Raw genomic sequence first — 13,012 nt, 5'->3', positions numbered from 1 at the left:
GAAATCATACCCTCAACGCCTCAGTGAGGTTGCCTGTACTTATAGATGCGCAAAACACCTCATCGCCACTGCACCAATCGCGCATTGCTGTTGGATATTGGTGCGCTCCGGGTGAAGCCATTTCTATTTTCGGAAATTCTTCAAGGTTGGGATATGAGTCAATGCCCAACTCACTAAAAGAAAAGTCGCGAGCCTTGAACTTTTCGATAATGGATGGTGCTTTAACCGCCAACCCGCCGAGCAATATCGAGATAACCGTTAAAGAGGCCCATACTCTCCAAGTGGACCGTCTTCCACCTTCATTGCTGTGGATTTGGGGGGCGGCTCGAACTGGCTCAACTGAAGGCCGTAAAAATGGAGGCAAATTATCTGAATGAGCCAGATAGAGACCTTTCCGTTCGAGTGCAGCTAAAATACCGTCGACCCAGAGAATTGCATCACCGTCAGGCCTGAGCCTGGAAATACGCTCGCGGATTTCCGAAACTGACTGAGTTGGCGAGACATGTCGTGCACGAGCAAGCATGACAAGTTCACCTAATTCCATTTTCGTCGCGATCTTGAGATGAACTTTGTATAACTCGTCATCTGCACTTTTATGGCAAAACCTATATCCTCGATCAAACAATTCTGTTTCAAACGCCTCTAACATCTTCTCATACCAAGTGACATTCATATCACTGTGAACCGCTGAGGCATATTGTGTAATCGAACCAATAAGCTCATTGGTTCGCAAGATAGAAGCAAAATCGAGTTCGCTCATCGGGGTTATCTCGGAAATAAAAGTTTAATAGCATTAAATGATATTTAAGCCTCTAAGAGCCAACGCTGTTTGGAGGGATGACCACCCACTTCCAGTCATTGCGCGTTTCGCCATGCGTTTTTAACTGAACGAGCATCGACCTTTTAGGCCGAATCCACTTAAGTGCATCTTCCGTCAATCGCATCTTGGTCGCTGAGCTGCGCCAGAACATCTCGTCAATGCCCAGTACCACTTTGGTGGCCACGGAGGCGATAAAATCATCGGGGAAGTGCGTGAGGGACTGACTGGCGCAAATCATCGCAATACCGAACTTCCTCGCCTCTTTGGCGATGGTGTTTATGATGTTGTCTTCGTCGTCATCGGCATAGATGTGCGCCTCGTCCAGCATCAACACATCTAAGATGCTCTTCTGCTCGCCGCGCTGGACGGCCTGGAGAAAGAGCTCCTCTAACCTGAACAATACGAAAAGCTTTCGCTCATCCATCGAGAGGGGCTTGATGTTGTAGCGCCACACCCTGGCGTCAGGATCAAACGGCGGCGGAGTGGCTTTGAAGATGCCAATGCCGTCAAGATTTTCCAAGCGATCAACCACGGACTTAAGCACCTCGGTGCTGTCGTACTTCATGACGCTTTCGAGCTCGCGCCCGGTGACGATCGAATTAGCGTACGCAGTGTAGGCCTCAATCGCTTTGGCTTTGGCTTTCTCCAGGTCGGCCTGCAGCTTTTCATCTTCGAAAGCTTTCTCACCCCGGCGCAACGCCTCCAGCAGTTTCCGCTGGTACGCAGCGGCTGCTTTGTTGGACAACTCAAGGTTGGTAATAGCAGTCATCCCAGTGCCGAGGAACAACTGTTGAAGGACGTTACGAGCCATCCGCAAAACATCACTGATCGAGGGGTGTGATCGATCAGTCATTTTGGGAGACCAGCGTGTAATCGCGCCCTGGTATTCGCCCGATGGAATAAACCAACTTTTTAGGTTGCCATCCCAGCGAGCCCCTAAGGCCTTGGCATCGTCTTTTTCGTCGATCGGAACGTCGATGTAAAACCGGTTATCCCCGCCTTCCGACATCAGCTGGCCCACGGAATCGTCAACCAACCAAGTGGATGGCTCGTACTGGTTGAAACCGTGCTTGGCGTACACGTCGTGCAAAATATTGCGCAGCGCAGCTTCCTGCTTAGGGGCCAATGCACGCATCACACGATTGACGGTCTTGATGAAACCCTGAACACGCTTGCGCACACCACCGTAATCCGGATCCGGATTAACCCGAAGGGATTCATCCCCACTGGGTCTGCTCACTAAACAGCACCAGGGAAGCATCGGGGATATCAATGTCCCCATGCACATCGAAAACGTGGAAGCGCGGGAGCGGTTCATTGGCCGCGGCGGCAGAGTCGGTCATCTGCCGGATCATCTTGCGAAGTTGGAAGGTTTTACCAGCTCCACTCATTCCGACCAGCAAAACGTGTCCGTTAATGGCCTGACTTGTGTCGAGGCAAACCTCAACCTGTTTTTGCGCTTTCAAAGCCGCGGCATCGAGACCCCAGGAAACTCTCATCGGTCACCCCTTGGTTAAAAAAATGCCCGCCGAAGGGCAGGCTCAAGGGTGTACTTCGATATTGCTGACCAGGCACAGGTAACGGAAGGGGAACGTCATATGCCTTACAACAAATGCAAAATACACGATGAAGACTTTATACTATCGAAATCTCTAAAGCAAACAACGTCGCGACCCTAACACCAATTAGAAATTGAACTGATACTCTGTCGATTCTGACTCCTGGACCATTGGAGCTGGCAGCGAGACCACATCATCAGCAAAGCCAGGAATTTCTTCGTATACAGCTTCGGGGATGAGCTCGGGACCGCCAAAACCCTGCACCTCATCTATTTCATTCGCCACAATGCCGACGTCATCAAACCCGGGCATGTCGTCAAGATGGCCTGTGATTACTTCATGCCCATCCGCACCCGCTGGAATTAGGGCAGGCGCCACAAAGTGACTATCGCATTTGGCATCCTCAAAAACGCCACGAAGGTCATCCGACGGGCTGCGCAGATCACGCGTATCAGCTCTGCTCTCGGTGACATCGAGAGCTGCGTGTATAAGCTCATCCGCCTTGGCATTCAGTTTGGACACGATCTCCACCACCGAACCATTTAAGTCATCCAACACCTTGCGGCGCAGGTCGGTGCGCAGGTCGTATTCATTTACACCGGTGGCCATTGCGATACCGACAACCAGCGTCTGCTCACCCGCCTCCGTCAAAATCGGCCCGGCCTCATTGGCCTTGAATTGCACGTAGACGTACCCTGCAGGAGGACTGCTCTCGACCGCCGAAAAATTTCGTACAATCAGTCCCATGCCATCGTCTGCCCACCCTGAACGCTGTAGTTCAGATTCGATCGCATCAAATCGACCGCGGCTGGTCGACTTTCCAACATCGGGAACCGCAACCGTCAGCGCAAGCGACTCAACAAAATTAAGTACCTGGTCATCAAGCGACACGCCGTCACCAGGAGCATTCGCGCTCAACCAGACCTCAATTTCCGCCTGCTCGGCAGAAAGAGTTGAGTCTTCAGACTCCAAGCGAGCAATCTCCGCCTGGATCACAGCCAGTTGCTGCGCCGCAGTAGCGATACTGTCGGCCAAGCTGTGTCGCTTACCGATTACCCCGACAGTTGCTCCTGAGCAGTTTCAATTTTGGCGTGCTTGCGGAACAGTTCGGTAAGAGCCGTTGCTCCGGTTTGCGCCTGGGTTTCTTCTGGCGTACTCAATGGAGGATCCTCAAGCTATCAAAACTGAAATTCATATTCGGGTGCCGGTTCAGGCTCTGCCGCCAACTCCACCAATTCGGCAATGGTCAGATCCGCGGTCAGTGGCGGCAGGTCCTGGGTTGATGCGCCTGTCGCTCCAACCTTCACAACATATTCAGACAAGGAGTCCACCATCGGATGATTGCCGTCCCCGTAGAACCACGTTCTCGCCGCCCGTATCGCTGCAGGGTCCATCTCCGTAAGGAAGCGGCTGGTGATGTTTGCCGACTCCTCAGGCGTACGAGACTCTTTGGGGTTGACCGGGATCTTCCAACGATTTGCCAGCGCGAGATCATTCGGCGCGACCAGGATCAATTTTTCTTTCACCCGGGTATACGCCACATAGGCTAAGCGTCGCTCGGACTCCATATCGACTGGACGGTCCGGCATGAAGTGGGGAATTGCCCTTCAATCATACCCGGGACGATCACAAGCGGAAATTCCAGCCCCTTTGACTTGTGCACCGAGGTAATTAGGAGGGGGTCGCGCATCACCTCTGGCTGGTCCTGTTGGTCCATTCGCTCGGAGAATGCGTCCAGCATGGCTCCTGCGTTTTCGTAGCGGGACACCTCCCGGGACATCAAGTTGATCACATTCAGACGATCAGCCTGCTTCAATGGATTTGCAATGCGCCGTTGAACGTCTGACCGCCAGTCCAACTGCTTCCAGATGATTCCGGCCAACTCGGACATGGCCGTACCAGGCTCGGCCAAACGTTCAAGCACGTCCGCACGGCGCCGCAGTCCGCTCAATTGCCCTGGCTTGATGCCATCGTTTTCAGTCAACGACCGAATCATTTTCGGAATGTCGGCCAGTTCCATTTTTGCCAGGCTACCGGACAGCTTTTTGATAAGTGGCCGCGTCAAGAAGATCCCCGGCGAACTGAGGACAGAAGCAAGCATTTCCTGCCGGCCTTCCGCTCCACACTCACGGAACAGCTCTGCATCGCTCATCACGGCGTACGCATTAATGGCCTTCACCTCTGGCATGCCCATGATGCCGCGGCTTTCAATCAGATAGGGCACGCCTTCACGAATCAGATGCATTTCCAGCGGCGCTGCCAACTCATAGGTGCGAACCAGCACAGCCGCCTCTCGCATTTTGCGCCCGGACTCCTTCCACTCCCTGAGGTCCTGCATGATTGCGTGGGGCCAGTAACGATCGCCGGTCTTGGTTGACGCCATACGCATTTGCACGGAGGTCCTTGGGGTGCCGGTGTTGGAGATGCAAAGCTTTTGCGGTCGGTCCTCATTGTTGCGAATCAAACTATTGGCCGCCACCGCGACCTCATGACCGTAACGGAAGGTTTCACTCAGCTGATAGCGGGTGACATTTTCTTGCCTAAGCGCTCTTCGAGCCCACTCATCATGTAGGACAGGTTCGCGCCACGCCACCCGTAGATGCACTGGTCCTCGTCTCCCACGACCATCAAGTTACCGCGCGTCCCCAGTAGGGCAATAATCACCTCTTGCTGAGCATCATCAACATCCTGGTACTCGTCGACAATGATGTGCTCAAACTCGTTACCCGCCCATTTTGCGGCATCTGGGGAGTCACGGAACAAGCAAGCAAGGTCATAAATCAGGTCATCAAACGTCCTGAGGCCTTCCTCTTTGCGAATGCGCTCATGCTCAAGAATGGCCATGGCCACTTCTTCATCATCTTCTGCGTATTCCAGCAAGTCCTCGTGATTATCGATCTGTTCCAGCCGGACCAGGCCAGCCTTCATCATCGTCAAGCCCTGGCGCAACAGCCCGACTTTCAACTCATCGACGTCGTAAACTCCACTGTTGCCAGTTGGCCCCGCCAGGCACGGCGCGCAAGGGTAGCCGCTTCAGGCTCACCGAGCAGCTGACGGACAGGCAGCAGACCTTCTTCTTCCGCAACCTGGAGCACCTCCTTGCAAAAGGAATGGATAGTGCGGAATTTCAGCTTGCTGGCATTAACCATCGGCAATGAAGCAAGCCGGGCATTGATCTCTTTAATTGCGTCCACGTTAAAAGCGAGCCCCAACACTTCATCGGGCTTCACCTTGTTTGACAACAGGTAACCGCAATACCCGATCGCCATTTTCGTTTTCCCTGAACCAGGCGCCGCTGAAACTAGGCCGTGTCGACTGGCATGCGTGGCGGCCTTCACCTGCTCGTCAGAAAAACCATCCAGCCAGGGGTATTCTTGGCGTAGGTCGCTCACGATGCTCTCTCCTTGTTGATGTATTTTTGTATATGTCATATTAAATTATAGCACGATTTGATTTATGAGCATACCATGCTTGAGGCGCTGCCTGCTTTTGGTCGCCAGCAGGCCAGCGGCTGCTTCATATAGCGACCCTATATAAACCCCAACAAGGAACGTATTCATGACGCCTACCACCAGGTTTTACCCCATTGATGCGCCCTGCGCTTACCCTGAAGCCGTCGGCACAGACGATCAGATCGAGGTCAGTGATGGATCCCTGTACATTCACTTGAATGGACGGCGCGCTAAATTGATCGGCATTCAATCCCTGGACTTCCTCATTGAACAGCTGGTGGCCATCAGTGCAGAAATCAAACCGATGCCGCGTCCGGGCCAGCCCTGTCGTGGCGCGATCACATCGGTCACAGAAGAACCAAACTATCGCCGGCTGTACGCGCAATACGCCCTTGCGATGGCCTATATCAATGAGTCCCTGGGCATCACCGGCGAAGACCTGCATATGTCGAATGGGATTGCCCCGGCGCTGCGGGAGATTTTCAAACTCAAATCCGCAGCCGGATTGGAGGGTAGCGTTCGCCACTGAAGGGCCCGCGGCAAGTTCAAACCCGCAAAGAAAAGGCCCCGGAACTATCTAAGCGTCCGCGGCCTTTTTTATTACCTGGAGAAACAGCAAAACAATTTGCGTGAGTAGAACACACAGACAACATCGGCGTCGCATCAAGCGAAGCACCCTACGATACAAATGGTCGGCTGGAATCACCCGAACTTGAACGCCTCGGGCCTATGAATGTAATAGCCCTGGAATGCATCGACACCGCATGAGGTGAGATAGTCCATGTGGTTTTTCGTTTCAATACACTCGGCGATAACCACCATGCCACGATTCTTGGCCAACTTGATCACCGCCTCCAGCACATCCCGCGGGGCACCCTCACCACAAATACTCCGGCTCAGCTTCACCGCTTTCCAAGGCAGATCAATCATGCCGAGGGACGCCGCGCCCTCACCGAAATCATCCAGGTATACAGCCACGCCGGCAGAAGCCAACATGTCGACCGTCTGCTTCACTAAGGCAAGATTTTGAATCTCTGCGGTTTCGGTGATCTCAATAGCAATGTTGCTCCGACCTCTCAGAATGGAGATCGCCTCAAGCATTGCTCCCGAATCACACGCCGTAAGGCTTGAGAAGTTGACGGTGTGAACCGGGGCACACTCTGGAATGGCTTTCAACGCCATACGAAGTAGCATCAGGTCGTATTCCTGAACCAGCCCGAGCTGCTCGATCATCACCATCGCGGTTCCAACCGACTCACCACCGATACGGGACAAGATTTCGAAGTGATGCTTCCCATCCAGGTACTGGATTCGCTGGCGATAAAGCTCAACGATGGTTTCAAGGTCACCACCGAGAATGAACCGATCAATCAAATCGGTGGACTCCCAATCGTCCTTGACAGAGTCCACGGCAATCAATCCACGTCCCGAAGATTTGGCCTGCCGACAGGCACTTTCGGCCCGAGCAACTGCATGAGAAAGATCAGGGCAAGAAGCCAGGCCAACTGCCGCATCGATTCGAATAGGTTTGCCGACCGCCTCCGTCACCCGCGCGCGCACCGTCTTGCGCAGTTGGTTTATTTGCTGTTCCACCAGGTAAGGATCTCTTCGCTCAGAAACCCCTACCCACGCGTCGCCGGCGACGTGAAACCAATGATGTCGCTACCGTCCTCACAAAGGGCAGCGCCAATCACCTGAGGATTTTGTCGCCGCTCTCATGCCCGAGCAGCTTGTTGAGGAGTCTAAAGTTGGCAATGTCCAAATGGACAACGCTCCACCCATTATTGGTAACTGGCGCCTTCGCAACAAAGTCGAGCAAACCGCAACGCCCTCCACCACCTGGCATTGAATAGGAGGTCGGCCCCAACGACACCAAACTGTTCATCTCGACGCCTCTTCAATCATGGCCCTTCAGCAGCTTTTTGGTTATCGAGCTCAGGTCGTCCATCGTGGTGTACCTGATCCGCAAATAACCGCCTTTCCCCTTGGTTGCTTTTTCCAGCGTCGCTTCATGGCCGAGCCGTTGCGACATGACATCGAGCCAACGCCGCTCATCAGGATCGTCACGAGCGGGCGTAGCTGATAGCTTGGCCGGTTTTTTTTCGGCGCGAGCCAGCAATTCAATCTGCCTGTACCCGAGACGCTGCTCAGCTGCCACGCGCGCAATACGAACTGCGGCGGCCGTGTTGAGTCCGTACAGGCAGCGGACTTTCGATTCGCTGAGCTGGCCATCTTCGAGCAACTCTTGAACTGCAAGAGGCAACGTGAATAAGCGCAAGTGGTTGGTAATCACCACCCGGCTGGCCCCCAACATTTGGCCCAGCGCCTCATGAGTCAGCTCAAACTCGTCGATCGCCATTTGGTAACCACGTGCCCGCTCCAAACTGTTGAGATCTTCACGTTGATCGTTCTCAACAAGTCCAGCCTGCAAAGCCTGAAGATCGGTAAAGTTACGCACCAAGCACGGCAAGAGCTCTAATTTCACCAGCGATCCCGCTCGCCACCGGCGCTCACCGGCGACAATTTCATACAACTCAACGTCCCCTGCCTTTGGCCGAACGACGATGGGCTCAATGATTCCCAGATCGTTTTCCAAAAAACTCTGTGCCAGCTCCAATAAAGCTTTTTGATTGAAATGCGACCGCGGCTGGAAACGACCAGGCACCAGTTGATCCGGCCTGAGCATCTTGAGACCAGGCGTACGCCAAGACACGCCGTGAGGTAGGCCTTCTACTTGACTTGTAGGCATCCTTGAACCTCAATTAGGAACTGGAGTAATTTTACCATTATAATCTCGGTAACAAAACATTTGCTGGATGGAGAGACAATGAACAGAAACTGTTTTCTTGTGCTGGCCGTGCTATTCGCTCAGCCAGCTATTGCTGCTGACTGGAACGTTACCGGCCTTTTCGATTCGCTCAGCTCAAGTGTTGCCGGCAACACACCGTCCAACATCCTGGCGCCCGTCAAAACGACCTATACCTCGCCCAGCTTCAATCCAAGCACACAAATGAACAGGGTCTATAAGACTCAACCCACTGCAAGCGGCGGCATGCCAGTGTGCCCGAACCGAAACGCCGCATCGCAACAGAGCGCCTCGGGCTATCAATTACAACCAGTGACGAAGGGGTACTAAATGCTGCCACTACTCCTCTGATTGCCGGCCAGGGCATTCGTCTCCTGGGCCCACAGGTTTTGCGCCACCTTGCGGCAAAGGAAGTGTTCGGACTGGCTGAAAACGCCCTGGCCAGTCGAGCTATGCCAATGCTCGGACAAGCCCTGACGCGCGGGGAAAACTTCATTCCCGGCACCGGCACTCTTTCTAAAGGCATCAGCATGGGGACAAACCCCATGGAAATGGGAAAATTGCTGGGGAAGGCCGACATCATCAACGATCTTGCCGGCAGAGCCCTTGTTGAGTTTGGCCCAAAATTGGCGGGAATGGCTGTACCTGGTCTTGCGCCTGCGATGCTGGCCGTTGAGTTCGCAAAAAAAGCAGCTGACACCTTCACAACCACTCAAAACTCAGGCGCGTTCCTCTCAACACTCAGCAAACTGGACCTTTCATCGATCCTTCGGGTATCTGAGGGGGCTAACTCGACCCTGCTGTCCAGCCTGGTCGACACAATTAGCAGCCTCACACAGACAGCTGCAACGCATGTCAACCATGATCGTGATGCAGGCGCATTGACACAACCGGCACCCGGGCGATGACTACAGCTTATTCTCCCCACTGGAGTCCATCGTACATTGTGATACCCCACCCTACTGCGGGTGGTGAGCTATCTCGCACCGACATGGTTGGAAGATATTTCTATGATGAGATATGGCGGCCTTGCCGGCTGAGTCCTGACCCACGCGCTTTGCGAACCTGGAAGCCCATCACTGAGCCCGCCTGGGTGGCAAAAAACGCCTTGCAAATGCCTCTACCGCAAATCACGAGAGCTCGCACAACGAGAATTTGTGGCAAGCCTGTCTAGACCGATTAACAGTCTGACACTTGCTCAGAAAATCTTCGCTCGATCGGGGCCGGAAGCACTGTGGACAGTCGCTCTGACATTTATCGCCGAAGGCGTACCAGAATGCGGCTATGCATTGGTCGACTTCGCAATTGAGCATGCAGGCCAGGAGGCACCGGAGCTCGGCTGTATCGCCAATTACATGGCGCTATACGGAAATCTCGATACGCTGAATTCTGCGACCAAGAACACGCGCGCCCTGATCTACAGACTCAAGGCTTCTTCCACTTGAAAGAGCTCTACGGACGGAATTACTTGTCTCACTTCAAATGAACCTGGGCGGCGCAAACATCACTCGCGATGCATTGCTAGCCACCGGGTTCGGGCTATACCAGTGGCAATGGCAGTCAGAAGGTCTGACCGATATCGAGATGCTTTTGCCCGATGCGACTGCAGCAGTGGCCTGGCTTTCCCATAGCTACGTACCTGCTGGAATGGAACAGGCCAGCTTGCGGTCAAAGCTGAAACGGCTGCGTGAGGCACTTCGCAGCGAAGAGATAACACTGCGCTCAATTGAAACGAATCAAGCTGAAGATCCTGTCAAGCTGATTGAACTGGTGGATCAAATTGCCCTTGGTGGCTAATTCTTAAATCGAAGACTTTCATCGCAACAGCGAGTTTGTCTCGTCTGATCCGCCACTGAGTGTTACTGCGTTAATCTCACCAAGACTTCCACGATATTTTTAAAAATCTACGCATCCATTAGTCGGCGAACCTCTACGCGCCCTCTCAACACTTATTTCATTCCGATATTCTGCATGGTAGCGAAGAAGCTCGGAACGACTCACTGTACCCTTTTTAAGTAGTTCAGCTCAACCGAGAGTAAAACTTGAAATCAGATTCAATTCCATTAAATTGCGACAAAGGACGCGGCTTGAAATATTCATAAAAGCTTGTCATCAAAGCCAGCACGAAAAGAACCATAACAACAACGCCGTAGATACCAAGCCGAATCCAGATATTAAGATTAAACTCAACAAAATATGAGCCCAGAATGATAAGACCTGCAAAAATATTGCTGAAGAAAAATAAATGAATGACGTGCCTTACCATATTTTCTCTCTTATGCTCCAGCAAGCCAGCACCTGGTCAACTCCGAGGTGCCGGCAAATAATGGTGGGAGAGCCCACATAAACAATTTATGTTGGGTCGAACACCGATTTGAACAGTCCACGTAATTGTTCATTACCAGAATCAACCAGGTGGTTATCGTCGAAGTAAAGAGGCACTCCATTTTTGAGCCCAGACAGTGCCCGTTCGGACAAAGGTATGGCGCAGGATCTATGATCTTCGCATGGCACTGCGCTGCTGCGGTATCAATCGCCGCATTTGCTAGGCGGGTGCGCTTCTGATGACTCTCAAGAGGCACTGTGATGTCTGAACTGCTACCAAGGATCCGCGACTGCAGGTTGATTGTAAACGCTGAAAGGCATTTCAGGAATCGGCCTGACAATGTACACCGGGTGCTGCTCGGCGATCGCGCAGACGCGTACTCAGCAGTAAAGTCTTTGGCGAAGGCCTCTGAATCTTGCGACTTATCGCCATTGAAGAACACGCGGAAGCCGTTATCTCGACTGTGGTCCGAGTACAGCGCTGCTCGACTGAACAGGACGACCGGGACACCCGGGTATGACCTTGAGGGCCGCCACCTTAAGTCGATTGAATCCCTGGCACTTGCTGTCCAGATCTTTATCTTGCATCTGGAAGTTGAGCAAGGTCGGGCAACCTCCGCGCGCCCACGATAGCGCGGCGTCTTTGTTTTCCAGCTGGACGGCTGCAGCAGTGGACTGGGCATGGCTGTCACCAAACAAGATCACTGCGACCTTTCCCGAACCCAGCTTGCAATCAGCTGCGCCGAAGTCATTCGGGTAGCACTCCTGCGTATAGAGCTTGCTGGTGTAGGCCGGCTGGCCCTGGTCGGCAAATGCAAATCGTAGTTGAGGATGGTCTTTGACCACCGAAGCAGTGATTGCAGCCAACACCACCACGGCCAGACCGGCGCCGCCGTATTTGAAGATTGCGGTCGAGGTCCTTGTGATTTTCTTTGCCCGAGCCTCGACCGCGTAATAAGACAGCGCGCCAAGTGCAAAGGACATGAGAATCGCCCAGGCCGCGTGAACAGTGCTGCCCAACAGTCCACAGGTGTAAAGGAAGACGACGATCGGCCAGTGCCAAAGGTAAACCGAGTAGGAAATTTTACCAGCGAACTGCAGGACTCTATTGCTACTGAATATGGAATTCGTGTTCGCATAGATCACCAGCGCTGTACCGAGCACCGGGACCACAGCCAAGTAGCCTGGCCAAAAATCCTGCTCTGAAAAGAGATACACGCCTGTCCCTACGAGCGCCAGGCCGAGCACCTCAAAAGCTGCTCTAACGCCGCGAGAAAGCCCCATCGGAAAGAGAAACACCAGCCCACCAGCGATCATTTCCCAAGCCCTGGTTGGAAGCATGTAAAACGAAAACACTGGATGTGTAGAAGTGACGGCAACAGAAGCGATCAACGAACATGCCCCGAGGGCAACCAGCGCATGTCGAGTACCGCGATCGCCAAAGTACTTGAACAGTCCCATCAGGATGACTGGATACAGGAGGTAAAATTGCCACTGACTGACAACGACCAGGTGTGAAGTAACCAGTTCTCATGCAAAGGCGCGTCAAAGTAGCTACCGCCTTTGGCAAACGTGACGTTCGACATGAAAAACAAGCTGCTTTTCACCGTCCGCAGAAGCTCGCGATAGTCATCCAGGGACAAGTACACGAAGCCGAACACCATAAGCGCAGCGCACATCACAGCCAACGCTGGAATGATCCTGCGTGCCCTGGAAGCATAAAAAGCAAACAACGAAAAGTTTCCATCTCGCAGACCGCTAAAAATAATTCCGGTCATCAAGAATCCGGATATGACGAAAAAGACATCAACTCCAGTAAACCCACCGTTGAACCCGTCGATTTTGAAGTGAAACAGGACAACGGCGATAACGGCTAAAGCTCGCAACGCGTTTATGTTGTTACGAAACAGCATGATTTTTCCTTGATAACTTAACTTTTCAATTGGTTAGGCTTTGAATGCGCCACTTGTTCTGAAATGATTGCGATCCCATGCTCTGTTTTCGGCTGTCGGGAACTCATCTAACGCAATCCAAAGATCTTGACTATCGC

The 13,012-nt window shown here is 53.0% G+C and carries 18 protein-coding genes; 5 read left to right on the top strand and 13 right to left on the bottom strand.

The annotated features are described in order from the left end of the window. Positions 1-4 precede the first annotated feature (4 nt). From OZ428_RS33455 to OZ428_RS33420, 8 genes are all read right to left on the bottom strand, one after another. Complete coding sequence (locus OZ428_RS33455) at positions 5-760, bottom strand: hypothetical protein (protein ID WP_269134366.1); 756 nt, start codon at positions 758-760, stop codon at positions 5-7. Between the two features lie 52 nt (positions 761-812). Further along, positions 813-2,060 (bottom strand): DUF5710 domain-containing protein, encoded by a 1,248-nt coding sequence (locus OZ428_RS33450; RefSeq protein WP_269134365.1) that lies wholly within the window; start codon positions 2,058-2,060, stop codon positions 813-815. Further along, the gene (locus OZ428_RS33445) at positions 2,038-2,319 is read right to left on the bottom strand and encodes a helicase HerA domain-containing protein (RefSeq protein ID WP_269134364.1); all 282 of its coding nucleotides are present in this window, start codon (positions 2,317-2,319) and stop codon (positions 2,038-2,040) included. The genes OZ428_RS33450 and OZ428_RS33445 overlap by 23 nt, the downstream gene beginning before the upstream one ends. 186 nt (positions 2,320-2,505) lie before the next feature. Further along, positions 2,506-3,414 carry a hypothetical protein gene (locus tag OZ428_RS33440; protein ID WP_269134363.1) on the bottom strand — a complete coding sequence of 303 codons (909 nt, stop codon included), beginning with the start codon at positions 3,412-3,414 and terminating at the stop codon, positions 2,506-2,508. Positions 3,415-3,557: 143 nt separating this feature from the next. Further along, complete coding sequence (locus tag OZ428_RS33435; RefSeq protein WP_269134362.1) at positions 3,558-3,905, bottom strand: hypothetical protein; 348 nt, start codon at positions 3,903-3,905, stop codon at positions 3,558-3,560. 20 nt (positions 3,906-3,925) lie between these two features. Continuing rightward, complete coding sequence (locus OZ428_RS33430; RefSeq protein WP_269134361.1) at positions 3,926-4,768, bottom strand: 3'-5' exonuclease; 843 nt, start codon at positions 4,766-4,768, stop codon at positions 3,926-3,928. Positions 4,769-4,890: 122 nt separating this feature from the next. Next, positions 4,891-5,343 (bottom strand): UvrD-helicase domain-containing protein, encoded by a 453-nt coding sequence (locus OZ428_RS33425; RefSeq protein ID WP_269134360.1) that lies wholly within the window; start codon positions 5,341-5,343, stop codon positions 4,891-4,893. Continuing rightward, complete coding sequence (locus OZ428_RS33420) at positions 5,340-5,771, bottom strand: UvrD-helicase domain-containing protein (RefSeq protein ID WP_269134359.1); 432 nt, start codon at positions 5,769-5,771, stop codon at positions 5,340-5,342. Before OZ428_RS33420 ends, OZ428_RS33425 begins: the two co-directional genes overlap by 4 nt. Before the next feature lie 166 nt (positions 5,772-5,937). Between OZ428_RS33420 and OZ428_RS33415 the strand changes: the two genes are divergently transcribed. Further along, entirely contained in the window at positions 5,938-6,360 is a 423-nt protein-coding gene (locus tag OZ428_RS33415; RefSeq protein ID WP_269134329.1) for a hypothetical protein, read from the top strand. Between the two features lie 173 nt (positions 6,361-6,533). Here the strand turns inward: OZ428_RS33415 and OZ428_RS33410 are convergent, their stop codons facing one another. Together OZ428_RS33410 and OZ428_RS33405 are read right to left on the bottom strand one after the other, a co-directional pair. Next, positions 6,534-7,424 carry an EAL domain-containing protein gene (locus OZ428_RS33410; RefSeq protein ID WP_269134358.1) on the bottom strand — a complete coding sequence of 297 codons (891 nt, stop codon included), beginning with the start codon at positions 7,422-7,424 and terminating at the stop codon, positions 6,534-6,536. Between the two features lie 304 nt (positions 7,425-7,728). Continuing rightward, positions 7,729-8,517, bottom strand: coding sequence for a ParB/RepB/Spo0J family partition protein (locus tag OZ428_RS33405; RefSeq protein WP_269134327.1), 789 nt, complete (start codon positions 8,515-8,517; stop codon positions 7,729-7,731). A gap of 141 nt (positions 8,518-8,658) precedes the next feature. Between OZ428_RS33405 and OZ428_RS33400 the strand changes: the two genes are divergently transcribed. The 4 genes from OZ428_RS33400 (at position 8,659) to OZ428_RS33385 (ending at position 10,434) form a co-directional block, all read left to right on the top strand. Beyond that, complete coding sequence (locus OZ428_RS33400; RefSeq protein WP_269134326.1) at positions 8,659-8,967, top strand: hypothetical protein; 309 nt, start codon at positions 8,659-8,661, stop codon at positions 8,965-8,967. Between the two features lie 128 nt (positions 8,968-9,095). Next, entirely contained in the window at positions 9,096-9,545 is a 450-nt protein-coding gene (locus tag OZ428_RS33395) for a hypothetical protein (protein WP_269134357.1), read from the top strand. A 249-nt stretch (positions 9,546-9,794) separates the two neighbouring features. Continuing rightward, the gene (locus tag OZ428_RS33390; protein ID WP_269134356.1) at positions 9,795-10,082 is read left to right on the top strand and encodes a hypothetical protein; all 288 of its coding nucleotides are present in this window, start codon (positions 9,795-9,797) and stop codon (positions 10,080-10,082) included. A 37-nt stretch (positions 10,083-10,119) separates the two neighbouring features. Further along, positions 10,120-10,434 (top strand): hypothetical protein, encoded by a 315-nt coding sequence (locus OZ428_RS33385; protein ID WP_269134355.1) that lies wholly within the window; start codon positions 10,120-10,122, stop codon positions 10,432-10,434. Between the two features lie 479 nt (positions 10,435-10,913). On the opposite strand, the gene OZ428_RS33380 is transcribed toward OZ428_RS33385, so the two are convergent. The 3 genes from OZ428_RS33380 to OZ428_RS33370 all read right to left on the bottom strand — a co-directional run bounded on the left by OZ428_RS33380 (position 10,914) and on the right by OZ428_RS33370 (position 12,875). Then, the gene (locus OZ428_RS33380) at positions 10,914-11,219 is read right to left on the bottom strand and encodes an SGNH hydrolase domain-containing protein (RefSeq protein WP_269134462.1); all 306 of its coding nucleotides are present in this window, start codon (positions 11,217-11,219) and stop codon (positions 10,914-10,916) included. 196 nt (positions 11,220-11,415) lie between these two features. Continuing rightward, positions 11,416-12,423 (bottom strand): acyltransferase family protein, encoded by a 1,008-nt coding sequence (locus OZ428_RS33375; protein WP_269134354.1) that lies wholly within the window; start codon positions 12,421-12,423, stop codon positions 11,416-11,418. Beyond that, on the bottom strand, positions 12,423-12,875 hold the full coding sequence (locus tag OZ428_RS33370) for an acyltransferase family protein (protein ID WP_269134353.1): 453 nt from the start codon (positions 12,873-12,875) through the stop codon (positions 12,423-12,425). Before OZ428_RS33370 ends, OZ428_RS33375 begins: the two co-directional genes overlap by 1 nt. Between the last annotated feature and the right edge of the window lie 137 nt (positions 12,876-13,012).

The organism is Pseudomonas sp. GXZC, from assembly GCF_026967615.1.
Classification (GTDB): domain Bacteria; phylum Pseudomonadota; class Gammaproteobacteria; order Pseudomonadales; family Pseudomonadaceae; genus Aquipseudomonas; species Aquipseudomonas azotoformans_A.
The sequence above is the reverse complement of the archived record's forward strand: the minus strand, read 5'-3'. Positions and strand labels throughout refer to the sequence as shown.

Excerpts from the sequence above, each read along its gene's own strand:
- OZ428_RS33455 (WP_269134366.1), bottom strand. The coding sequence starts at position 760 with ATGAGCGAACTCGATTTTGCTTCTATCTTGCGAACCAATGAGCTTATT.
- OZ428_RS33445 (WP_269134364.1), bottom strand. The coding sequence starts at position 2,319 with ATGAGAGTTTCCTGGGGTCTCGATGCCGCGGCTTTGAAAGCGCAAAAA.
- OZ428_RS33430 (WP_269134361.1), bottom strand. The coding sequence starts at position 4,768 with ATGCGTATGGCGTCAACCAAGACCGGCGATCGTTACTGGCCCCACGCA.
- OZ428_RS33415 (WP_269134329.1), top strand. The coding sequence starts at position 5,938 with ATGACGCCTACCACCAGGTTTTACCCCATTGATGCGCCCTGCGCTTAC.
- OZ428_RS33405 (WP_269134327.1), bottom strand. The coding sequence starts at position 8,517 with ATGCTCAGGCCGGATCAACTGGTGCCTGGTCGTTTCCAGCCGCGGTCG.
- OZ428_RS33400 (WP_269134326.1), top strand. The coding sequence starts at position 8,659 with ATGAACAGAAACTGTTTTCTTGTGCTGGCCGTGCTATTCGCTCAGCCA.
- OZ428_RS33395 (WP_269134357.1), top strand. The coding sequence starts at position 9,096 with ATGCTCGGACAAGCCCTGACGCGCGGGGAAAACTTCATTCCCGGCACC.
- OZ428_RS33385 (WP_269134355.1), top strand. The coding sequence starts at position 10,120 with ATGAACCTGGGCGGCGCAAACATCACTCGCGATGCATTGCTAGCCACC.
- OZ428_RS33375 (WP_269134354.1), bottom strand. The coding sequence starts at position 12,423 with ATGGGACTGTTCAAGTACTTTGGCGATCGCGGTACTCGACATGCGCTG.
- OZ428_RS33370 (WP_269134353.1), bottom strand. The coding sequence starts at position 12,875 with ATGCTGTTTCGTAACAACATAAACGCGTTGCGAGCTTTAGCCGTTATC.